At 41.4% G+C, this 21,365-nt stretch carries 21 protein-coding genes; 8 read left to right on the top strand and 13 right to left on the bottom strand.

Features of this window, described 5'->3' with window-relative positions; genetic code table 11:
• Positions 1 to 54: 54 nt before the first annotated feature.
• From B7721_RS02065 to ruvA, 3 genes are read right to left on the bottom strand one after another with little or no spacing between them, the layout of a single operon-like run.
• Positions 55 to 729 (bottom strand): CPBP family intramembrane glutamic endopeptidase, encoded by a 675-nt coding sequence (locus tag B7721_RS02065; protein ID WP_084877286.1) that lies wholly within the window; start codon positions 727 to 729, stop codon positions 55 to 57.
• Positions 730 to 1,290, bottom strand: a complete 561-nt coding sequence (locus B7721_RS02060) for a DNA-3-methyladenine glycosylase I (RefSeq protein WP_084877284.1) — start codon at positions 1,288 to 1,290, stop codon at positions 730 to 732. It abuts the gene before it with no gap.
• 9 nt (positions 1,291 to 1,299) lie between these two features.
• Complete coding sequence (ruvA, locus tag B7721_RS02055; RefSeq protein ID WP_084877283.1) at positions 1,300 to 1,893, bottom strand: Holliday junction branch migration protein RuvA; 594 nt, start codon at positions 1,891 to 1,893, stop codon at positions 1,300 to 1,302.
• Positions 1,894 to 2,052: 159 nt separating this feature from the next.
• Here ruvA and B7721_RS02050 point away from each other — a divergent pair, with 159 nt between their 5' ends.
• On the top strand, positions 2,053 to 2,556 hold the full coding sequence (locus tag B7721_RS02050; RefSeq protein WP_084877281.1) for a helix-turn-helix domain-containing protein: 504 nt from the start codon (positions 2,053 to 2,055) through the stop codon (positions 2,554 to 2,556).
• On the top strand, positions 2,540 to 3,061 hold the full coding sequence (locus B7721_RS02045; protein WP_000769794.1) for an RDD family protein: 522 nt from the start codon (positions 2,540 to 2,542) through the stop codon (positions 3,059 to 3,061). The genes B7721_RS02050 and B7721_RS02045 overlap by 17 nt, the downstream gene beginning before the upstream one ends.
• A 35-nt stretch (positions 3,062 to 3,096) precedes the next feature.
• Here the strand turns inward: B7721_RS02045 and mutL are convergent, their stop codons facing one another.
• Positions 3,097 to 5,046, bottom strand: a complete 1,950-nt coding sequence (gene mutL / locus B7721_RS02040; protein WP_084877279.1) for a DNA mismatch repair endonuclease MutL — start codon at positions 5,044 to 5,046, stop codon at positions 3,097 to 3,099.
• Positions 5,047 to 5,254: 208 nt separating this feature from the next.
• On the opposite strand from mutL, the gene B7721_RS02030 reads away from it, so the two are divergent.
• Together B7721_RS02030 and B7721_RS02025 are read left to right on the top strand one after the other, a co-directional pair.
• Positions 5,255 to 5,695 (top strand): LytTR family DNA-binding domain-containing protein, encoded by a 441-nt coding sequence (locus tag B7721_RS02030; RefSeq protein ID WP_042767651.1) that lies wholly within the window; start codon positions 5,255 to 5,257, stop codon positions 5,693 to 5,695.
• Positions 5,692 to 6,150 carry a DUF3021 domain-containing protein gene (locus tag B7721_RS02025; protein WP_084877278.1) on the top strand — a complete coding sequence of 153 codons (459 nt, stop codon included), beginning with the start codon at positions 5,692 to 5,694 and terminating at the stop codon, positions 6,148 to 6,150. The genes B7721_RS02030 and B7721_RS02025 overlap by 4 nt, the downstream gene beginning before the upstream one ends.
• 40 nt (positions 6,151 to 6,190) lie before the next feature.
• Here B7721_RS02025 and mutS read toward each other — a convergent pair whose 3' ends face one another.
• Positions 6,191 to 8,725, bottom strand: coding sequence for a DNA mismatch repair protein MutS (gene mutS / locus B7721_RS02020; RefSeq protein WP_084877276.1), 2,535 nt, complete (start codon positions 8,723 to 8,725; stop codon positions 6,191 to 6,193).
• A 50-nt stretch (positions 8,726 to 8,775) separates the two neighbouring features.
• Positions 8,776 to 9,222 carry an arginine repressor gene (gene argR, locus B7721_RS02015; RefSeq protein WP_004239711.1) on the bottom strand — a complete coding sequence of 149 codons (447 nt, stop codon included), beginning with the start codon at positions 9,220 to 9,222 and terminating at the stop codon, positions 8,776 to 8,778.
• Positions 9,223 to 9,376: 154 nt separating this feature from the next.
• Here argR and argS point away from each other — a divergent pair, with 154 nt between their 5' ends.
• The 3 genes from argS to B7721_RS01995 all read left to right on the top strand — a co-directional run bounded on the left by argS (position 9,377) and on the right by B7721_RS01995 (position 13,264).
• Positions 9,377 to 11,068, top strand: a complete 1,692-nt coding sequence (gene argS / locus B7721_RS02010; protein WP_084877275.1) for an arginine--tRNA ligase — start codon at positions 9,377 to 9,379, stop codon at positions 11,066 to 11,068.
• A 490-nt stretch (positions 11,069 to 11,558) separates the two neighbouring features.
• Positions 11,559 to 11,804 (top strand): MarR family transcriptional regulator, encoded by a 246-nt coding sequence (locus B7721_RS02000; RefSeq protein WP_084850017.1) that lies wholly within the window; start codon positions 11,559 to 11,561, stop codon positions 11,802 to 11,804.
• A 197-nt stretch (positions 11,805 to 12,001) separates the two neighbouring features.
• Positions 12,002 to 13,264: an NRAMP family divalent metal transporter gene (locus B7721_RS01995; protein ID WP_084877273.1), complete on the top strand. Its 1,263-nt coding sequence runs from the start codon at positions 12,002 to 12,004 to the stop codon at positions 13,262 to 13,264.
• Between the two features lie 81 nt (positions 13,265 to 13,345).
• Here B7721_RS01995 and nrdI read toward each other — a convergent pair whose 3' ends face one another.
• The 5 genes from nrdI to B7721_RS01970 all read right to left on the bottom strand — a co-directional run bounded on the left by nrdI (position 13,346) and on the right by B7721_RS01970 (position 18,045).
• Positions 13,346 to 13,816 carry a class Ib ribonucleoside-diphosphate reductase assembly flavoprotein NrdI gene (gene nrdI, locus B7721_RS01990; RefSeq protein ID WP_000724244.1) on the bottom strand — a complete coding sequence of 157 codons (471 nt, stop codon included), beginning with the start codon at positions 13,814 to 13,816 and terminating at the stop codon, positions 13,346 to 13,348.
• 76 nt (positions 13,817 to 13,892) lie between these two features.
• The gene (locus B7721_RS01985; protein ID WP_084877272.1) at positions 13,893 to 14,426 is read right to left on the bottom strand and encodes an ABC transporter permease; all 534 of its coding nucleotides are present in this window, start codon (positions 14,424 to 14,426) and stop codon (positions 13,893 to 13,895) included.
• 58 nt (positions 14,427 to 14,484) lie between these two features.
• Positions 14,485 to 15,771: a response regulator transcription factor gene (locus tag B7721_RS01980; protein WP_049478946.1), complete on the bottom strand. Its 1,287-nt coding sequence runs from the start codon at positions 15,769 to 15,771 to the stop codon at positions 14,485 to 14,487.
• 11 nt (positions 15,772 to 15,782) lie between these two features.
• Positions 15,783 to 17,453 carry a sensor histidine kinase gene (locus B7721_RS01975; protein ID WP_084877271.1) on the bottom strand — a complete coding sequence of 557 codons (1,671 nt, stop codon included), beginning with the start codon at positions 17,451 to 17,453 and terminating at the stop codon, positions 15,783 to 15,785.
• Complete coding sequence (locus B7721_RS01970; RefSeq protein WP_061428224.1) at positions 17,431 to 18,045, bottom strand: YesL family protein; 615 nt, start codon at positions 18,043 to 18,045, stop codon at positions 17,431 to 17,433. Before B7721_RS01970 ends, B7721_RS01975 begins: the two co-directional genes overlap by 23 nt.
• Positions 18,046 to 18,178: 133 nt before the next feature.
• Between B7721_RS01970 and B7721_RS01965 the strand changes: the two genes are divergently transcribed.
• Positions 18,179 to 18,748: an MptD family putative ECF transporter S component gene (locus B7721_RS01965; RefSeq protein WP_084877270.1), complete on the top strand. Its 570-nt coding sequence runs from the start codon at positions 18,179 to 18,181 to the stop codon at positions 18,746 to 18,748.
• Between the two features lie 174 nt (positions 18,749 to 18,922).
• Here the strand turns inward: B7721_RS01965 and dltD are convergent, their stop codons facing one another.
• Together dltD and dltB are read right to left on the bottom strand one after the other, a co-directional pair.
• Positions 18,923 to 20,095, bottom strand: a complete 1,173-nt coding sequence (gene dltD / locus B7721_RS01960) for a D-alanyl-lipoteichoic acid biosynthesis protein DltD (protein WP_084877268.1) — start codon at positions 20,093 to 20,095, stop codon at positions 18,923 to 18,925.
• Positions 20,096 to 20,142: 47 nt separating this feature from the next.
• A complete protein-coding gene (gene dltB, locus B7721_RS01955) occupies positions 20,143 to 21,297 on the bottom strand; it encodes a D-alanyl-lipoteichoic acid biosynthesis protein DltB (protein WP_084877267.1) in 1,155 nt (384 codons plus the stop codon).
• Positions 21,298 to 21,365 lie beyond the last annotated feature (68 nt).

Raw genomic sequence — 21,365 nt, 5'->3', positions numbered from 1 at the left:
TCAAAAAGCTGAGAGGAGATTCTCAGCTTTTTCTCTTGTATAACTACTAAAACGTCACATACTACTGATAACTAAAATAATCAAGGGAAGGCTATTGCCTAACATATGAACAACTAGAGGATAATAAATATTCTCTTTTTCTTTCACATAGATGATAGAAAAGGCAATGCCTCCACCTAGATAACCGACTGCACTGACCCACTCTGATAAAGCCAAACTGTGCATATGAGTCAGAGCAAAAACAAGTCCTACCAGAAGAATGCTTAGCCAACTTGACAGACGTTTCTGCAAGTGATGTAACAAGAGCTGACGGAAAAAGAGTTCTTCCACAAAAGGTCCGATGACACAAGCAAAAACAGCTATCAGTAATGGTTGCTCTTGAAAGGTGCTTTGAATATTCGACTGGTTTAGACCTTGTCCGACTAGCCCAAAAAACTGCTTCAACATCTCTGATACAAATTCAAAGACAAAAGTCATCAGAAAGAGAAAGAGCCATCCTGTTAAGACGCCAAAGAAGAATTTCCTTTTAGTCTTTCTAATCTCATTCCATTGTTTGATCAATCTATCCTTAAACAAGAAAGAGCCATATAGAGCTAGTACTACATAAACTAGATAATTTGCAATAGCAGATGGCATCAAGAAAGCCAGCAATTTAACTCCATCAAATACAAAGAGAACTGTATAGAGAATCGCAAAAATCAGAATTCCCTTATTTTTGTTAGACATCATTTAATTTCCTTTCCACTCACAATCATTCTCGTGGTCATCAACTAGCCCTGCAGCCTGAAGAAAAGATAAAACGGCAACTGGGCCTGTGAACTTGAAATCCCGTTTTTTGAGATCTTTGGCTAATTTCTCAGACAAGGCTGTTTTAGCAGGTGCTAGGTGATAGTCAGGAACATCATTGATGATGGTTTGCCCATCAACAAAGGACCAGAGATAAGCGTCAAAAGAGCCGTAAGTTTTCTGGACTTGCAAAAATGCTTGGGCGTTGGCACGCGTCGCAAAAATCTTGGCTCGATTTCGAATGATGGCTGGATTCTCTAACAAGGCTTCCAACTCCGCATCTGTCATCTGAGCAATTTTCTGGGCATCATAAAAATGAAAGACTTCTCTGAAAGCTTGGCGCTTGTTTAGCACCGTTTCCCAAGATAGACCCGACTGGTAGGTTTCCATACACAATAACTCAAACAATGCTTGGTCATCATGGAGGGGTTGCCCCCACTCCTCATCATGATAGGCTACATATAAGGGATTATTCATTTTAACCCAACCACAGCGTTTCGGCATCTTATTCTCCTATTTGACCAACATCTTGAGGGCAGACTTGATATAGTTCTCTGCTGTATCTGTCGTTCCTTCAAAGAATTTCTTGATTTTCTTAAGTTCAGTCGCCTTGTAGCCCAGTGCCAGCATGGCCTCCATAGCTTCTTCCAGTTCTTGGTTCTCATTACTCGCTTGCACAGCGACTTTGGCAGGAAGGTCATCACTAGCCACGACTATCTTGCCTTCCAAGTCCAGAACCATTTGCTGGGCTGTTTTCTTACCAATTTTAGGGAACTTGGTCAAGTAGGTGATGTTCTTAGTCTCGATGGCTTGAACCAGGCCAGCATTGTCATCGGCAGCAATGATTGCAAGAGCTGAAACAGGACCAATCCCTGAGACCGAAATCAGACTGAGAAAGAGTTTTTTCTCATCTTCTGAGCGAAAACCATAAAGCAGATGGGCATCCTCACGGACAACTTGGTGCACATAAATCTGAGTTTCTTGGTTAACCTGACCTGAGTAAGCATAAGGATTGGCTACATGCAAGATATAGCCGATACCATTTGCCTCAAGGACAATATATTTAGCAGTGATTTTGGTAATGATTCCTTTTAGATATTCGTACATATTTTTTTCTCCATTATTTTGCCTATCTAGTATACCATATTTCCCCAAGACAGACTGCAACAAAAGGTGCAACCTCTGGTTGACAAATAGTACAAGAGATTGTATGCTCATTATAAGTAAAAATTGTTAGGATAGAAGTAGAAAAAGGAGGATAGAATAATGAAACTCGCAGAAAAACTATTTGAGCTCAGAAAGGAAAAAGGTTGGTCCCAAGAAAAACTAGCAGAACAAATCAATGTTTCTCGGCAAAGTATCTCCAAATGGGAGTCTGGACAAGTACTTCCTGAAATCGAAAAAATCATTGAATTAAGCAAGATTTTTCAAGTAACAACTGACTATCTCTTACTGGATGAAAACTTTGAAAAAGGTTCCACGGCAGTGATTTTGGAGGAAGATAAGGACAAATACTATAAAGAAGTTAAATCCTTTGGTCTCTGGCAGGTGATTTATATTTTCGTATTGGCTCTAGCTATCTATCTCTTTTTAGCTGCTTCTAGCTTTCCAGCAAAATTCACTGCGCTGGTCTGGTTAAGCTTTTTCCTCTTAATCGCGTCCGCAATGGCTATTAACAAGGCGCTAAAGATTAAGCAAAAGTATCTGGACAAGGTTATAGGCCTTGATGATTTTAAGAAAGAAGGTGCTAAAGATGAAACTAAAAACTGACAATCCCATACCTATCAAAACTCGTCTGAAAGAGCTGATTGGAGACTGGCTCTTTATCTCGGGCTACCTCATTTCTTTATTTTTACTAGCTATGGGCTTTTACAATCTAGTTCTAGGAGGCGTTCCCGTATTCACTGAAGCCCAGAGCCAACTTCTGGCTTTTTCTAGCTCGGTTCTGCCCCTAACTATCATCTTTGCTTGGCTCGACTATAGAAAAGGAAGTTTTGGCAAGCGTTGGGCAGGTTTACAGCTGATTTACAAGCATAGGAGCCTTTCCCACAGCCTTTTGCGCTCTGCTATCAAGTTTTTCCCTTGGCAGTTGGGACATATGGGAGCTATTCGTAGTGCTTATCAAGCAGATGCTCTGTCAATTTTCTTGTCAACCTCAGCAGGGATTCTCTTCTTGATTTTTCTGCTGATGGGACTCCTTCGCAAGGACAAACGTCATCCAGCTGATTTGCTTGCTGGAACACAAGTTCAGCTCAAAAATTCAAAACAGCTCTAGTTTTATAACTAGGGCTGTTTGATTTTCTATAAGGTTTAGTATTTCCCCAACTCACGAAGACTGGTATGATTTTCCTGAATGCGTCGGAACATTTTTTCCATATCCGACTTGGTGAAATGTACCAAAACAGGACGTCCGTGGGGACAGTTGTAAGGGTTGTCACATTGAGAGAGCTGATAGAGGAGTTGTCTGGCTGAGTGATCATCGATGCGATGGTTGGCCTTGATAGACCGCTTGCAGGACATCATAATAGCCAGCTCTGCTCGGTATTTCTTGATAGAAACTTCCTTGGTCAAGAGCAGCATATCACACATTTCATAGATGCCTGATTCGATTTCCTCTTCTGCCATCCAAATAGGATGTTCACGCAGGATAAATTGATTTTCTCCGTACTCAGCAAGAAAGACACCCACTTCCTCTAAGAGAGGCATTCTTTCTCTGAGACGAAGGGCGTCATCCGCAGGAAATTCAAATATGTAAGGTACTAGGAGTTGTTGCTGGCTCTGGTCAACATTCCCAATACCTTCTCGATATTCCTCATACTTGACCCGTTCCTGAGCGGCGTGCTGGTCTATGATGTAGAGCCCATCTCGACCTTGGGCAAAGAGATAGGTCCCGTGCATTTGCCCGAAAAACTCCAACTCTGGGAAGCTGGATGCTTCTTCTCTCTCCAACCTATCATAGGCTTTATCGAGACTAGCTAGATCTAACTCTGGGTGGTCTAGTTGGTCGTAGTTAGCAGGCTTTCTCTCTGCAAAATGCAGTTTTGCTGGCTTGGTCAACTGGTCCAAGGTTTCCTGGGCAAACAGGGTTAAATCCTGCCCTTCCTCAGTTAATTCAACCTGATGATCAGCCACCTCAGCTTGACTGGGTTTTGAGAGTTCTGTTTTTTCATAGTAGAGCGTATTTTCTTTGAGTGGGAGAATGGTCTGCTCTACCTTTTGACGATTGCGTACGGTCGACTTGGCAAGATTTTCTAAAGCATCAGGTATCAAGGCTTGTTCCTTGAGACTATTTGAAATGGCCTCTGAAAGCAACGCCATTAGCTCTCTTTCCTTGGAAATTCGTACTTCTTGCTTGGTCGGATGCACATTGACATCCGCTAGATAAGGGTCGATATGGATGTGAATGACAGCCAGCGGAAAGCGGCCCACCATAAGTTTACTGCCATAGCCATCAAGAATAGCACGATTAAGCAAGAAGTTCTTGATATAACGGCCATTGATGAAGAGGCTGATATAGTTGCGATTAGCTCGAGTCAACTCAGGCAAGGACACAAAACCTGTAATTTCAAAGTCTAAATCCGAATTCTCAATGGCTATCATCTTCTTGGCACTAGCCAAACCGTAAATTCCAGCAATAGCTTGGCGCAGTTGACCCGTACCAGCTGTTCGTGTCATTTCCTTACCATCACTGATTAAACTAAAAGAAATCTCTGGATGAGCAAGGCCCAGACGGTTGACAATATCGATGATATGAGACAACTCCGCTTGCTGGCTCTTCATATACTTGAGACGTGCAGGCGTGTTGAAAAAGAGGTCCTCCACACAAACCTTGGTCCCCACAGGACTTGTCGCAGGAGTGATTGCTTCGACTTCTCCCCCACGAGCGACGAGCTTGGTCCCATGACTCGCACCATCCACCGCTGTCAACAGAGTCAAGACACTGACAGAAGCGATAGAGGGCAGGGCTTCACCTCGAAAGCCGAGCGTCCGAATCCGAAAGAGGTCCGCTTGATTTTTTATCTTACTGGTCGCATGGCGACGCAGGGCCAATTCCACCTCATCGTGGGCAATTCCATGACCATTATCTGTGATTTGAATTTTCTTGAGACCGGCTTCCTCGATCTCAATGATAATCTGACTAGAACCCGCGTCAATGGCATTTTCTACCAACTCTTTGACCACACTAGCAGGACGCTCGATAACTTCTCCTGCCGCGATTTGATTGGCCAAGACTTCTGGCAATTCAATAATATGAGACATCTTTCAGCCCCTTTCTGTATCTATTTTCCTAGAAATTGATTAGTGCTATTATACCATATTTCAGATACTATCAGAAAAAGCAAATACCACATAGACTCCAAATCTCTCCACATAGACAAAAGCTCTTGCCATGGGCCGTAAAATAGTGTTTAATAAAGGTGTACAAGAAGTGATCACAACTTTGTATAACTGAAAAGGAGGGAAATTTATGAAAGTAGAACTACAGATAAAGGAGACTTACGAGGAGGAAAAGCTGATTGTCCAAACTCCTCAGCCGACCGAAAAAGTCCAGAAAGTCATCGAGTTCGCAGAAAATCTTGACCAAAAAGAAACAATCAAAGGAAAGATTGAGGATCAGGTCTATCTAGTTAAGATTGGTAAGATACAACGCTTCTATATCGAGAATCGCAAGGTTCTAGCAGAAACAGCATCTCAGACCTATGCCATTGATTTGCGTCTCTATCAAGTTCTTGACATTCTGCCGACCACTTTTATCCAAATTTCCCAATCAGAAATCGTTAATATCGACTCGATCTCTCATCTCAAACTAACCCCCAACGGTCTGGTTGAAATTTTCTTAAAAAATGAAAGCTTCACCTACTCTTCACGCCGTTACCTAAAAACCATCAAGGAGAAATTAGAACTATGAAAAAACAAATCTTTCACGATGCAGCCGCTGGTGTACTCATCGGCCTCATTCTCTCTATCCTCTTTTCACTCATTTATGCACCAAATACCTATGCCCCACTGAGCCCCGAGTCTCTCATCGGCCAAGTGATGGTTCAACATCAGGTTCACGGCGCTCTGGTCTTGCTCTACTGCATGATCATCTGGTCAGCTATCGGCGTTCTCTTTAGCTTTGGCAGTCGCTTATTCAGCCGTGACTGGAGTTTGCTCCGTGCCACACTTTCCCATTTCTTCCTCATGCTGGCTGGCTTTGTTCCACTAGCAACTCTGGCTGGTTGGTTCCCCTTCCACTGGACCTTCTATCTCCAGCTCATTCCAGAGTTTGCGATTGTCTACCTTATCATCTGGACTATTCTCTATAAAAGAGAAGCTAAAAAAGTAGACCACATCAATCAACTCTTGGCCCATAAAAAGTAATATAGAAATCCCACTCACAAAGGCGCGAGTGGGATTCTTTTTATAATTTTTGTTTGAACTCAACTAAGACATTCATAGCCTGCATAGGTGTCATATTGTACACATCCAGTTTAGCTAATTCTGCTAGGATAGGATGTTCTTCAGGCGCATCAAAGAGTGACATCTGTTCTTTGACAGCACTTGTTTCTCTCATCGGAGCAGGACTTTCCGTCCCTTGACTCTCCAGTTGAGTCAATATCTTATCCGCCCTTGCTAAAAGTTCTGCTGGTAAACCAGCAATCTTAGCAACATGGATACCGTAGGATTTGTCAGCTGGTCCTGGTTCGATCTTGTGAAGGAAGGTGACCTGCCCATCCTGCTCCAAGGTTGCCACATGAACATTGACCAAGTGTTCCAAGCTAGACTCCAGACTGGTCAACTCATGGTAGTGGGTCGCAAAGAGGGTTTTGGCTCCGATATGTTCATGAATGTATTCGATGATGGACTGGGCAAGAGCCATCCCATCATAAGTCGCAGTTCCTCGACCTAACTCATCAAAGAGAATCAAGGAATCCTTGGTCGCATGAGAAATGGCATTGTTGGCCTCCATCATCTCCACCATGAAGGTTGATTGACCTGAAACCAAGTCATCTGCTGCTCCAATGCGGGTAAAGATAGCATCGAAAATAGGCAAATGGGTGCTCTCAGCCGGCACATAAGAACCCAGCTGGGCCATAACCGCTGTTATGGCTAGCTGACGCATGTAGGTAGACTTCCCACTCATGTTTGGCCCTGTGATTAGCTGAATACTGGTATCTTCTGTCATCTGAATGGTATTAGGAATATAGGTCTGAGCTCCCATGACCTTTTCAACGACAGCATGGCGTCCCTTTTGGATATCGATTTGTGAATCATCCCCAAACTCAGGTCGGATCAAATGCTGGGTTTCAGCCACAACTGCGAGACTTTGCAAGACATCAACCGTTGCAATTCCTTGAGCTAGAGTCTGCAAACGCTGGATGTACTTGCTGACTTCCTCACGGATGCGCATAAAGATTTCATACTCTAGGTTGGCTGACTTCTCACGCGCCTCCAACATATCCCCCTCGATACGGGCTAATTCCTCGGTACCGAAGCGTTCCGAGTTTTTCAGCGTCGCCTTGCGGAAAAAGTGGGTTGGCACATTCCCCAGTTGCGAATTGGTCACATGGAAATAGTAGCCATCTTTTTTATTGTAGTCAATCTTGAGCGTGCTGATGCCAGAATTTTCTCTCTCCTTAGCCTCAATCTCAGCAATCCAGCTAGTCCCTTCTCTGAGTACTCGGCGGTATTTATCCAAAGTCTCATCAAATCCGGTCCGAATAATGCCACCCTCCGTAATCACATGAGGAGCTTCAGGAGCAATCGCTGCGCTAATCAAGCTCTCCAACTCAGGGATTCCATCCAACTGTTCGATGAGATAGACCAGAGCAGGATGCTCCATCCCTTCTAAAATCGCACGAATACGTGGCACACTAGACAATGTAGTAGCTAACTGCAAGAGATCCTTGGGATTGGTCTTGCCAAAAGAAACCCGACTAGCCAAGCGTTCGATATCATAAACACCTTTGAGACTGTCCGTTAAATCACTACGCTCAAAGAAGTGGTCAAGAAAGACCTGCACCACCTCTTGACGCTGGACGATTCGCTCCTTATCAATCAAGGGACGATGAATCCAAGAACGTAAGAGCCGCATACCCATAGCCGTTTTGGTTTCATCCAAAAGCCAGAAAAGACTGCCTTGCTTCTTGCCTGAACGGGCATTCTCAACCAAATCCAAACTAGCCTTAGTAGCATAATCCATCTGCAAGAAATCTTTGATTTCATAGCGGATAACAGGTTTGAGGTGGTTCAATTCCCGCATCTGGGTCCGGTGAACATACTGGAGGAGCTTACTAGCTGCCGCTTGCTCCACAGCTGCCAGTCGTGAATCCAGTAAATGAAGGTCCTCAAAGGCTTCTTTTTCATAAGAAAGTACCAAATTCATCTGACGGCTGAGGATTTGCTCTTCTTCGTCTGACAAGTCATAACCCAGTACCACTTCTCGGGCTTTGAGGTTACGGATTTCTCCACAAACGAGAGTAAAATCCAATAAACCAGTCACATAAAAATCACCTGTCACTAGATCCATATAAGCCAGACCAAATTGATTGCCATCACGATCTAAGGCAACCAAGAAATTATTCTGACTATCGGGCTTACTACTATCGACTACTGTACCAGGTGTGATGACCTGCACCACCTCTCGCTTGACAACCCCCACTGCTTGTTTGGGATCTTCCATCTGTTCAGCTATAGCAACTTTATAGCCCTGCTCAATCAGAACATCGATATACTGTTGGGCAGAATGATAGGGGACGCCCGCCATGGGTATCGGATTTTCTGCATTTTTATTCCGACTCGTTAAGGAAATTTCTAAAATTTGTGCTGCATTGATTGCATCTTCATAGAACAACTCGTAAAAATCACCCATCCGAAAAAGCAAAAAAGCATCTGGGTATTGTTTCTTAATATCCACATACTGTTGCATGCCGGGTGATAACTTTTCTGTTGCCATTTTCCGTCTCTCCTTGCTAAAAATAAGTCTTGAGAGCACCTCCCAAGACCTTATTTATCTTTCATCAAATCTAGCAAACGATCTTCCATCAGCTTGGCAACGTGCTGGTCTCGACAAATAACCAATAAGGTATTAGCACCAGCAACCGTTCCTAAAATCCATTCATCCTTGTTTGCATCTACAATGTTTGCTAAGACTGCAGCTTCCCCAAGTTTGGTATGCAGTACCAAGGTAAACTCTGCTCTTGCAACTCCTTCTAAATGATGAGACAAAAACTCAACTAAATCAATCTTATCTGTCTCATTTGCTAGTACATAATACACCATATCATTTTTCTTGATCTTGGTCAAGCCGATTTCACGCAAATCACGTGACAAAGTCGTTTGCGTCACATAGACATTCTGAGCTTCTAGACGATCTTGAATCTCTTTTTGTGTCCCAAGTTTTTCTTCAGCGATCATCTTTTTAATCAACTGATGCCGTTCTCTTTTTCTCATATTATCCTCTTAAGCGAATATTTATAACAAATTTTACATTTATTTTATAACTATATTATACCAAAAAAAATAGATAATTCAAAAAAATTCTTTTCTTTCTCAAAAAATGTAGTAAATTGTGTTAAAATAGTAAAAAAGCCCAAAAGGAGCCCTTATGAATACAAAAGAATTGATTGCTAACGAGTTGGCTAGCGTCGTTGATAGCCTGGACCAAGAGGCTATTTTAAATTTACTGGAAACACCTAAAAACTCAGAAATGGGAGACATCGCCTTCCCTGCCTTTTCTCTTGCAAAGGTCGAGCGTAGAGCTCCGCAAATGATTGCAGCAGATATTGCTGAAAAAATCAATAGTCAAGCCTTTGAAAAGGTTGTTGCTACAGGACCTTACGTCAACTTTTTCCTTGATAAATCTGCTATTTCGGCTCAAGTATTACAGGATGTTATCACTGAAAAAGAGCACTATGCTGACCAAACCATTGGCAAGCAAGAAAATATCGTTATCGATATGTCTAGTCCCAATATCGCTAAACCATTCTCTATTGGGCACTTGCGTTCAACGGTTATCGGGGATAGCTTGTCACATATTTTCCAAAAGATCGGCTATCAAACGGTCAAGGTCAACCACCTAGGAGACTGGGGCAAACAGTTTGGAATGTTGATTGTTGCCTACAAGAAATGGGGAAATGAGGAAGCCGTTAAAGCGCATCCAATCGATGAACTTCTTAAACTCTACGTTCGCATCAATGCTGAAGCTGAAAAAGACCCTAGCTTGGATGAAGAAGCACGCGAATGGTTCCGCAAACTGGAAAATGGAGATGAGGAAGCCCTCGCTCTCTGGCAATGGTTCCGTGATGAAAGTTTAGTGGAATTCAACCGTCTTTACAATGAATTGCAAGTCGAATTTGACAGCTACAACGGGGAAGCCTTTTACAATGATAAGATGGATGCTGTTGTAGACATTCTCGCTGAAAAAGGACTTCTTGTTGAGTCAGAAGGGGCTCAAGTTGTCAATCTTGAGAAATATGGAATTGAACATCCAGCCCTTATCAAGAAATCTGATGGTGCAACTCTCTATATCACACGTGACTTGGCTGCAGCCCTCTACCGTAAAAAGGAATACCAATTTGCAAAATCCATCTATGTTGTTGGTCAAGAGCAATCTGCCCACTTCAAACAACTCAAGGCAGTACTACAAGAGATGGGCTACGATTGGAGCCAAGACATTGTCCATGTTCCGTTTGGATTGGTAACAAAAGAAGGGAAAAAACTCTCTACTCGTAAAGGAAATGTCATCTTGCTAGAACCGACTATCGCTGAGGCTGTTAGTCGTGCCAAGGCCCAAATCGAAGCGAAAAATCCTGAGTTAGAAAATAAAGACCAGGTTGCCCACGCTGTTGGAGTTGGAGCTATCAAGTTCTATGATCTTAAGACCGACCGTACAAATGGATATGACTTCGACCTTGAGGCTATGGTATCCTTTGAAGGGGAAACTGGACCTTACGTTCAATACGCCTACGCTCGTATCCAATCTATCTTGCGCAAAGCCGATTTCAAACCAGATACAGCTGGCAACTACAGCCTGAATGATGCTGAAAGCTGGGAAATCATTAAACTACTCCAAGACTTCCCACGTATTATCAATCGTGCAGCAGATAACTTTGAACCTTCTATCATTGCGAAATTTGCGATTAGTCTGGCTCAAGCTTTCAACAAGTACTATGCACATACACGTATCCTAGATGAAAGTCCTGAGCGCGACAGTCGTCTGGCCCTCAGCTACGCAACCGCAGTCGTCCTCAAAGAAGCTCTTCGTTTGCTCGGAGTAGAAGCGCCGGAGAAGATGTAAATCGTTACAAGAGACTGGAACTAAAGCTCCTAGTCTCTTGACGGCAATCGCTATATGGCGAATTGCCTAAACGCTTCACTAATTCACCTAACCAAATAATATCGATTTGGTTAGGCTCATGTCGTAATCTTTTAATCACTTTATTGTAAAGCAGTCTAATACTCAATGAAAATCAAAGAGCAAACTAGGAAGCTAGCCGCAGGCTGTACTTGAGTACGGTAAGGCGACGCTGACGTGGTTTGAATTTGATTTTCGAAGAGTATAAGTAACTAACGCCAAATCCTATCAAGGATTTGGTTAGGCGCTTCACTAACTTGTCAAACCAAATAACATCGATTTAATTTGATTTAGGTTCTAATCTTTTAAATTACTTGAAAGCAATCTGAAAGATTGAGGCAAGATAACATTTATATTTTGTTCGGCGTTGCAGCTATTCAATAAAACAATTTATTCACTTTTACTATTTCTTTATCATACTGGGAGATACCTTATGAGTCAATATGCTTATATCCTCGTTATAATTAGCTTGGTTTTCCTTTTTCTGCTCAATAAGTACGAGAAGGAAAGACTTCAAAGACTCTACCAAGAGCAACTCTTGAAGGACGAGACATTTAGGTCTGACATCAAAGAGAAAATTCACACGACTGAAAATATCAATGATGTCATTGCACATATCAATAAAACTTACCATCTGGGAATGTTGCTCTCAAAAGACGTCACAGATCAATTGAAATAATCAAAATCCGAGAAGCTTTCTTCTCGGATTTTTTAGGCTTACCATATTCTCCTTGGAGAAATTTCATTAATGCATGTAAAGTTTTCTGTAATTTTCTATATTTTTTCAAAATATTCTTGCATTTCCTTTAAGTTTTTTGTAGAATAGTAGCTATCTATTCAGATTATTCTGAAAATTCAAAAATAGGAGTGTTTATTATGTCACAAGTTACGTTATCAAACCAGTCAACCTGGGCAAGCAAACTAAAGGCAATGGGGCCAGGAATCCTAATGGCTTCTGCTGCCGTTGGAGGTTCTCACATTGTATCCTCTACTCAAGCTGGTGGTTCTTATGGTTGGTCACTACTCCTCTTGGTTATCTTGGCCAATGTTTTTAAATATCCATTTTTCCGTTTTGGTGCTGAATACACGGCTGATACGGGAAAGACTTTGGTCGAAGGTTATGCCGAAAAAGGGAAACTCTATCTCTGGATTTTCTTTATCCTCAATGTCTTTTCAGCTATGGTCAACACAGCTGGTGTTGCCATTCTGTGCTCAGCTATCATCGCTAGCGCTTTTCCAATGATTGGTCTTAGCATCACTCAATGGTCCCTTATCCTTGTTGCAGTCATTTGGGCTATGTTACTCTTTGGTGGCTACAAACTATTGGATGGTATGGCAAAATGGATCATGTCTGCTTTGACCATTGCAACTGTTCTTGCAGTTATCATTGCAACAATTAAACATCCAGAATACAGCTCTGATTTTGTCGAAAAGACACCTTGGCAAATGGCGGCACTCCCTTTTATCGTTTCCCTCTTAGGATGGATGCCTGCCCCTATTGAAATTTCAGCCATCAATTCACTCTGGTCTGCTGAAAAGAAAAAGACCGTCAACTTTAATACAGCGGACGCTCTTTTCGACTTTAATGTTGGTTACATTGGAACTGCTATCCTGGCTGTATTCTTCGTGGCACTCGGAGCACTGATTCAGTATCCTACAGGACAGGCAGTTGAAGCAGCTTCAGCCAAGTACATTTCTCAGTTTGTGGGTATGTATGCCTCTGTTCTTGGAGAATGGTCCCGTTATTTGATTACCTTTATCGCCTTTCTCTGTATCTTTGGAACAGTTATTACTGTTATCGATGGTTACTCTCGTGTCAATCAGGAATCGCTGCGACTCTTGATTCGTCAAAAAGAGGATTCTCGCAAATCTTTGAACATCTGGATGACCATTACCGCTATTATTGGTATCGTCATCATCAAATTCTTTGCTGGTCAAGTTTCCACCATGCTTCGCTTTGCCATGATCGGTTCTTTCCTAACAACACCATTCTTCGCTCTCTTGAACTATGTATTGGTGACACGTGAGAATAAAAATCTTCCTTCTTGGCTAAAACTCCTCGCTATCGCAGGATTGATTTTCCTCTTTGGCTTTGCTATTTTCTTTATCTATGCACTTGCCATCGGAAAAGCAGGATAGTTTATAAAATGGCACCCTTACGGGGTGCTTTTTGCATACACGAAAAGCAGTTGAAAATCTCAACTGCCCCTCAGAACTACTTTATTTTTCTGTCTCTAACTCATACAAGTCCGCGATAATCGCTGCGACTTTTTTAATATCTCCCAGCATACCACGCATTTCAAAGTCTGCTAGGACCGGGAAGCCAAAGCGCTGGCTATACTGCTTGGCTGTCAGGCAGTATTGATTGTTAAAATTGCGGTTACCGGAACCCACTACCCCAAAACACTTACTAGCATTGTCTCCATAGGCAATAAAGTCGCCCACTGGAGTCGTTAGAATCTCAACATCGCCGTTATCGACACCATTTCCACCTTCCAGATAGGTCGGCAAGAAAGCGACATAGGGATGTTCCATTTCAAAGAATTCTTGGCCTTCCTTGACCAAATCCTTGATATGGATTTTTTGAACCTCAATTCCCTCATACTGAGACAGGAGATAGTCCTTGAGTCGGGTTACAAAACTCTCTGTATTCCCACTCAGACTGATATACACTAAGGATATTTTTTTCATGTTGACCTCGATTTTTTGTTTACGATTTAAAAAGAACTACCAAGATTGTAACTTGATAGTTCTTTTTTGTCAATACTTAGGCAACTTCTTCTGCTTCGGTTTCTTCGGCCAAATCTTTTTGTTGGCGCCACATCTTGTAAAAGACTAAGGCTAAAAAGAGGACATTAATGATGATGAACAAAATATTCGTCCCTTGTGCTAGTGCTCCCATTCCTAGGCCGAGGGTAGAATCTTTGATTAATTGAACCGCATCTTGAACGTTCATATAGCTATAAACCAAACCAACAATCGCTAGTAGAACATAGCCGATATAAGCATAGTTTGCGAATTGCACATTTTTACGTAGGAGAAATACAAAAGCTACTACAACTAGAATTGCAGATAAGACAATCAACAACGTATTAAAAATAGAGTGCGATGACGCTGTTACTTGGTAAGTATAGTTGACTGTGTCTTCTAATTGCTGGGCAGTAAGCGTCCCGCTATTCGCCAAGCTCGCACGAAGCACATCTTTACTTGGCAATGGACTCAAGATTCCAAATAATGACATAGATGAAATGAGGGCTGATAGGACTAACAAGACCCAAAGATAAATAGGATTCTTTTTCATGTTTTCCTCCATAAGATATTTTGAACATTATAGCATTTTTTGTACAGGAATACAACTTTTACAAGCTGGTTTCAACTTGTTTCCGATAAGCTTTCGGTGATTTTCCGCACAATTTACGGAAAACCTTATAGAAATATCCAACATTACTATAGCCAACTGCATAACAAATATCTTCGATGCTATCACTGGTCGACAGTAAGAGTTGCTGCGCTGCCTTAATTCGCTGTTTATTGAGCAATTCCGCAAAGGTTGAGTTGGTTTCCCTCTTGATCAGCTGACCGAGATAGACAGGATTGATAAAGAGATCCTTGCTAATATCCTTAAGTGAGAGCTCTTTCTGGTAATCACGCCCAATCACTTCCAGAACACTCACCACATTTTCATTCATGCGATACTGGCCAAAGAACTTGGTCAAGGTTTCTTTGATATAGGCAACCAATTCTTCAAAGGTGTTAATGGCATGGATAGCTTTGACTATCTCGGTCATATCATCTGCTTTTAGGTGTTCAAACAAATGAAAGACATCCATGACAAACTGGGTGAAGAGCTGCTTCGTGATAGCCACGCGCGGGGTATTCTTCAAAACAACCTTCTCTAGCAGGGTTAATTCTTCGATGATTTGATTGATATTCCCTTGGATAATCACCCGATAAATCGGCTCGTAATAAGCAAACAAACTCTCGGATTTTTCTAGATTGACTGAACCGTAGAAAAGGGCTTTTTCAGCGTTGATCTTCCAATTCTCAAAGGACTGCTGGTAGGGTGCTTCAAATGGTGTCACGACGATGCCATCAAGCGGTTGATCAGAGATGAAAATCTGCCAGTCTTGCCCCAAAACATAGTAAGGAATGGTAAAAGACCCCTGCTTTTCCTTTGAAAGTCCTATCCACCAGCTGTCTTTACCTGACAGGTAATTCGTAAATCCTGTCTCATCCAATTCTTGACTGAGGGTCTGACTTTGTTCCACCTTTTCCTGAAGCTGCTGCGCAATTTTTTCTAATAAATTGCCCAACTCCACCTTGTCTACTGGCTTGACCAGATAATCCACGACACTAAGGTTCATGGCTTTTTTAACGTACTCAAACTCCTGATAACCAGACAGCAAGATATAATAGGTATCTGGAAGTAGCTCTTTCATTTCCCTAATCATCTCAAGTCCGGTCTTATCTGGCATGTTGACATCGGAAATGACCACATCTACTGGATTTTTCTTAATATAGTCCAAAGCATCATCTGCGTGATTAGCTGTTGCGACGACTTGCATATCCCATTTTTCAAAGGGGATTAATCGCTTGAGCCCCTCTGTCACCATGTACTCATCGTCTACTAATAAAACTTTATACATTTCTACCCTTTCTATTCATCCTGGATGATGATATGGTAACGAACACCTTCTTGCTCAGCTGACTCTACACTGATTTGGTAGCGATCCCCAAAGTAGAGAACAAAGCGTTCGTGTACATTTACTATTCCAATTGATTGCCGCTCCCCACTATAGCTTGCCTCGTGTTCAAAACTTCTCTGAGCTAATTTTTCTTGCAAGCTAGCTAGTTTCTCAGCGGACATTCCCCGACCATTGTCTTCCACTAGGATTTCAACGAAGCCTTGGCCCTTCAAGGCTTTAATACTGATGACATTATCCGTTCTGCGATGGTCAACACCATGGGCAAAGTAGTTTTCTACTAATGGTTGGAGTGTAAATTTTGGAATCCTCATTTCTTCCAATTCTGGTGCAATCTTGAAACCATAGGCAATGGATTTAGGATAACGTACCATACAGAGATAGCTATATTTTCGGCAAAATTCCAACTCCTGCTTCAAGGTCGTTTCCCGCTCGTCGGAGATATTGTTGCGTAACAAGCTACTAAATTCATAGATAATATCTGCCAGTTCATCCTGACTTTGCATGACGGCATACATCCGTAAAAACTCTAGAGTATTGTACATAAAGTGAGGATTGATTTGAGCTTGCAGGGCTCGCATATTGGCATCTTTTTGGCTGAGCTCTAGCTGATAGATATCATGGATATTTTTTTCCAGGCGATCCAACATATCATTGGTTGTTTCTGCAATGAGAAGCAACTCTTGGTCTTTTTCAGAGGTATCAATTCGAAGGCCTTCTTCTCCTTGAGCAATCACCTCGATCGAATCTACTAGGTCTACGACCTGCTTTTGGTAATTTGAAAAAGTCTGTCTAAGGGTCACGTACAAAATGATGATAAAGAGAATACTTAGCCCAACAATGACAGCTGAACTCGTCAAAGTTCCTGTAAGCACAAAATTTTTAGGAACAGCAACTCGAACCTGATAACCGTGAGAGGTGACACCCACAAACCAGTTCTCTCGCTCGGCTGAGACCTTCTCCCCAATATGGAACATCTCAGTCTCAAAAGGCGAAGTTACTGTTACAGCCATTGGGATATGACCCCGAGTATTGTCAATAGCGCCATGTAAAACATCTGGGGATAGGGAGATATAAATCACTCCTAAATCCTTGTCAGACACAGGATCGGAAACAGGAATGGCAAAACTATTGGCTGCCGGCTTAAAATCCTCCGCAGGAATTTTCTCTCCACTGCGTTTTTCTCTAGTCGAAACATAGACTTCCTTGTAGTCCTGAAGAACAATAGCCACTCCAGTCACAAAATCATTCCGAACATAGAGGTCATCAATATTTTCATACAGGGAAACCGAGATATAAGGCGAAGTTTTACGCTCTAATTGCCAATAGAAATAGTCTGGTGTGCTGAGACTGAAATACTTGTAAATCCCTTCGATGCGGGCCTGATTTTCAACCAAAGACTGAGCAAGTTGGGTTGACTCTCTGTGATAATATTCCACTTCACTCACTGTCCGAGTGGTCACACGTTCTGCAACCCTTTGGGCCTCTTTCTCACGTGAATCCCAGTCAGCATACGATAGCATAATCGCAAAACTGGCAATGACCACGATCATAACCAAACTATAAATCCGTAAAAGAGAGTGAAGCCAAAACTGCTTCATTCTATTTTGTCGCCAATTTTTCATGGATACTTTCATAAATAGGTTCCAACATATCACTGATAAAGAAATGCCACATTCCAATTCCTACAAAAAAGAGCAAGGCAGGCATATAATAACCAACTCCTACAAGGAGTGCAGATCCGAGTAAAACCTTGGCAATCGCAGGTAGGCTCATAAAAATCCCGATAAGGGATAGTTTCAAGGTATTTTGGTAGGATAAATCAAAGTACACCTGCAGTTTCAAGGAAACAGTATAGGCTAGAAAGACAAGAGCGACTACAAGGACATTGAGAAAGGTCGCCAAGAGGTGGAAAATCGTCTGGTGGGGCAATTGAACTAGAAGGTATAAACCATAAACTAGGACAAGATCCACAAACACAAAACTATAGAAAGCCAGATTGCTCTTGACAAAGTTACTCTTATATAGTTCCCAAGCTTCTTTCAAATGGTAGGCTCGATAAGTATACCCATGCTCCGCATACAAACTCATCAGGGTAGCACTAGCTGGGGCCAAACCAAAGATCACTCCTCCTGCTAGTGTTAATAGCCAGAAATAAGCCGTCGCCATCATTCCCAAAAAGATACGATTAAAGACGAATTCTAGAAATTTTCCCATGCTACTCTCCTTAAACTAACGATGTAACTATTATATCATATTTCAAACGTTTTCAAAAATATAGAACTCCCATTTACAATCCTCAAAAAGCGTGATACAATTGATTTTGTTAGTTTATATCAAGGAGAAACTCATGAAGAAAAATATCTTAACCACCCTCTTAGCTGTCGTCCTTTATTTCCTCTGTCTAGGGATTGGAGTAGTACTTGGTCACTTGGTTGACTCAACGGGCAATATGTTCTATGCTCCGGCTTTTTCAGCCCTTGTTGGGGGTAGCGTCTACATGTTTCTTCTGGTAAAAGTTCCTCGTTTTGGTGCCATTACCACTCTCGGGCTCTTTATGGCTCTCTTTTTCCTAGCTAGCAAACACGGCGCTGGAGCCTTTCTACCAGCTATCGCCTGCGGTCTTGCAGCAGATGCCATTGCTCGTCTCGGAAACTACAGAGATCGAATCAAAAACACCCTCTCCTTCCTCGTCTTTGCTTTTAGCACAAGTGGCCCTATCTTCCTCATGTGGATCCGTCCCAAAGCTTACTTGGCCACCTTACTTGCGCGTGGGAAATCCCAAGAATACATCGACCGTATCATGGTCGCTCCAGAGTTGGACAAAATCCTTCTCTTTGTTTCGAGCATCCTTCTAGGTGCCTTGATTGGGGCTGTGGTTGGGCAATTTCTAAGTCAAAAAATAGCTGATAAACTATAATGTAAAAGCCCTGAAGACTAGCTATGCCTAGTCCCAGGGCCTTTTTGTATACAGTCTTAAAATTCACTATAGATAAATTCTTGAATATTCGAAAAATCGGTCACAAAACAGTAAATTACGATGCTCAAGATAACCGTATAAAAAAATAGTGTCCACAAGATTAAACGATGTGTGTTAGTTAGCTTGGTTTGCAAATTTGTAAAGTTCTTTTTCAACTTCCATCCATCCTTTCACTCCAACGTGCATCACGTCAAATAAAAAGTAATCATCATACTCTCTGTTTCCATAGTTTAATACGGTTGCACCATGACTTTTTGCGACATCTTCTATTTTTTTATAAGTTTTTTCTCGCATCTCTCTTGAGACACCAGTGTAGTCATTCCATTTCCCGTTTACTGGGAAAATAATAACCTCAACTTCAATGCCCAATTCTTTGGCAACTGTCAAGAAGAGTTCCATATCTGAATACTCTGGTGACTCCAGGTAGCTCAAATCTTTATTAGAATCTTTCAGTGATGCATAGCGATCTTTTAAGTAAGTATTGTAGTAGTTATTATCAACAGCATAGTCATTATTGTCTGTTTTCTTTTTGACCTCTTCCACAAACTGATCCGTCATCTTTTCCCAATCATAGTCTGGGGTTTTGTCTCCTGATGAGGGATAATCTGATTTCTCATGATTTTCATAAAATTTTCGTTTGAGCTTAAAGGAATACATCGCGTTATCTAACTCTAATAGTTTTTTATCAACAATGGTTCCTTTTCCATCTATGAAATAACTTTTATATTTTTTGTAGATGTCATTTTGTTGCTTGTTCCCCTTGGTAATCTCGATAATGCGATTGATCAGTTTTTCTTTCGTTTCCTTACTAATCTTGTCATTATCTAGCATGTGGAAAATATGTTCCTGAGAAGCCTTATTCAAAAAAGCATCTTGATGGGTCCCATCTTTTTCAAACCACTGAACCGACTCTACTATAGCCACTTTTCGCTTACTCATAGACCCTTCAATAGAGGCTAAAGTAGAGGCTTGAATGATATTTTGAGAATAACTGGTCCCATTCTGCATGATATTAAAATCGTTGTAGTTAAAAATTTTATTTGGATGATAGTCTTCATTTATCGTTGCAACCAACTCTGAAGAACCCATTAGAACCAGTGTATTGGGGGTGATATTGCTTGTTAGAATATCTCTACTTTTATACTTTTCATATGAAGTGCTGTAACGAATACTGTTATCCTCGACTTTATAATAATCATCAATCTTCTTGACATACGTCACATTTAAAAGGGCAAGCGTCGCAATTACGAGCACAAGCGATAGTAAAAATGCTTTTAATTTAATCATCTCGTTTTATCCTATCCCTTCGATCTGTCCGATTTCTTCTCAATCTCTTATCTCTTTAAAGTCGTCAGTAAGATTTTATAGGGTTCACCTGAAAAGATAAAGAAACCAATCATAACCAAATTCATGGTCACAAACCAACTTAGTAGCTTATACCAGTTTTTGTTTTTATTTTTCTTATAAAAATTGCTTTTCTTTTGATACACTTCAAATCCAGCCATCAAGACACCATGATAAAAACCATAGACAATGTAGCTAACACTAAGACCATGCCAAAAACCCATGACCAACATATTGACCATATAGGCATAGGTTGCATTGTGTAGTCTATTTTTAAACCATTTTTTCCTGATAACCTGCATCAATACTCTTGAAAATACAAAATCTCTCAACCAGGTCGACAAGGTGATATGCCATCTAGTCCAGAAATCTTTGATATCGACACTCAAGAAAGGTTTGTTAAAGTTCATCGGTGTCTGAATACCTAGAATATTACTACTTCCAACGGCCATTAGACTATAGCCTGCAAAGTCAAAGAACAGATACAAGGTATAGAGGTACATATACTTGATTGAGTAAACGACTATGTCCGTATTATTTAGAGCGAGTAGCATCTGGTAAACATAGGTTGATAAAACAATCTTGTAAAGGAGGCCTAGAACGATACGATACACACCGTCCCCTGCTAACTCTAGATACTCTTTTCGGGGCATGACCTCGTTTATCTCTTTTAAAAATCTCCTACTCCGATCAATTGGACCAGCACTAACTGTTGGGAAAAAGAGCAAAAACTGTAGATAATCTTTTGCACTGATTTTTTCTTTGATTAAGTCATCCGATATCTCTAGCATGATCTGAATGGTCTTAAAGGACATGTAAGAAATTCCAATAAAGGTCAACAAATGCAGAGAAGTCAGAGCAAAGACTTTATTGATCACCAAAGGAAGAATGGAAAGGAAAACCAGCGGTTTCAGCCGCTTTGCCTCTATCCGCTGCGCTAGAAAAACCAGAAAATACTGGTAAACGATAAAGGCGAGTAAATAGACCATCATCGCTCGGCTCTTACCATAGATAGCTCCTGCAAATAAGAGGGAGAGCGCCAAAATATAGTAGTCTTTACGTTTTTCAAAAAAGTTTACCACAAAACCAATCAGTAAAACTACAAATAAGAGAAGGAAAAAATCATTCCCCTCAAAATAATTCATACCAGCCAAACTCCTTTACATTATCATCCCTTCTACAGCAAAGTTTCTGACTTGCTAATTGGGGACCT

The organism is Streptococcus oralis subsp. oralis (genome assembly GCF_002096445.1).
Classification (GTDB): domain Bacteria; phylum Bacillota; class Bacilli; order Lactobacillales; family Streptococcaceae; genus Streptococcus; species Streptococcus oralis_N.
Note: the sequence above shows the minus strand (reverse complement) of the source record. Positions and strands in the feature narration are given on the sequence as shown.

Coding starts and splice junctions, on each gene's coding strand:
- B7721_RS02060 (WP_084877284.1), bottom strand. CDS start 1,290: ATGCCGAAACGCTGTGGTTGGGTTAAAATGAATAATCCCTTATATGTA.
- B7721_RS01970 (WP_061428224.1), bottom strand. CDS start 18,045: ATGGGAAAATTTCTAGAATTCGTCTTTAATCGTATCTTTTTGGGAATG.
- B7721_RS02025 (WP_084877278.1), top strand. CDS start 5,692: ATGAAAAAACAAATCTTTCACGATGCAGCCGCTGGTGTACTCATCGGC.
- B7721_RS02050 (WP_084877281.1), top strand. CDS start 2,053: ATGAAACTCGCAGAAAAACTATTTGAGCTCAGAAAGGAAAAAGGTTGG.
- ruvA (WP_084877283.1), bottom strand. CDS start 1,893: ATGTACGAATATCTAAAAGGAATCATTACCAAAATCACTGCTAAATAT.
- B7721_RS02030 (WP_042767651.1), top strand. CDS start 5,255: ATGAAAGTAGAACTACAGATAAAGGAGACTTACGAGGAGGAAAAGCTG.
- nrdI (WP_000724244.1), bottom strand. CDS start 13,816: ATGAAAAAAATATCCTTAGTGTATATCAGTCTGAGTGGGAATACAGAG.
- dltD (WP_084877268.1), bottom strand. CDS start 20,095: ATGATTAAATTAAAAGCATTTTTACTATCGCTTGTGCTCGTAATTGCG.
- dltB (WP_084877267.1), bottom strand. CDS start 21,297: ATGAATTATTTTGAGGGGAATGATTTTTTCCTTCTCTTATTTGTAGTT.
- B7721_RS01980 (WP_049478946.1), bottom strand. CDS start 15,771: ATGTATAAAGTTTTATTAGTAGACGATGAGTACATGGTGACAGAGGGG.
- B7721_RS02000 (WP_084850017.1), top strand. CDS start 11,559: ATGAGTCAATATGCTTATATCCTCGTTATAATTAGCTTGGTTTTCCTT.
- B7721_RS01975 (WP_084877271.1), bottom strand. CDS start 17,453: ATGAAAAATTGGCGACAAAATAGAATGAAGCAGTTTTGGCTTCACTCT.
- B7721_RS02045 (WP_000769794.1), top strand. CDS start 2,540: ATGAAACTAAAAACTGACAATCCCATACCTATCAAAACTCGTCTGAAA.
- B7721_RS01985 (WP_084877272.1), bottom strand. CDS start 14,426: ATGAAAAAGAATCCTATTTATCTTTGGGTCTTGTTAGTCCTATCAGCC.
- mutL (WP_084877279.1), bottom strand. CDS start 5,046: ATGTCTCATATTATTGAATTGCCAGAAGTCTTGGCCAATCAAATCGCG.
- B7721_RS01995 (WP_084877273.1), top strand. CDS start 12,002: ATGTCACAAGTTACGTTATCAAACCAGTCAACCTGGGCAAGCAAACTA.
- B7721_RS02065 (WP_084877286.1), bottom strand. CDS start 729: ATGATGTCTAACAAAAATAAGGGAATTCTGATTTTTGCGATTCTCTAT.
- argR (WP_004239711.1), bottom strand. CDS start 9,222: ATGAGAAAAAGAGAACGGCATCAGTTGATTAAAAAGATGATCGCTGAA.
- argS (WP_084877275.1), top strand. CDS start 9,377: ATGAATACAAAAGAATTGATTGCTAACGAGTTGGCTAGCGTCGTTGAT.
- B7721_RS01965 (WP_084877270.1), top strand. CDS start 18,179: ATGAAGAAAAATATCTTAACCACCCTCTTAGCTGTCGTCCTTTATTTC.
- mutS (WP_084877276.1), bottom strand. CDS start 8,725: ATGGCAACAGAAAAGTTATCACCCGGCATGCAACAGTATGTGGATATT.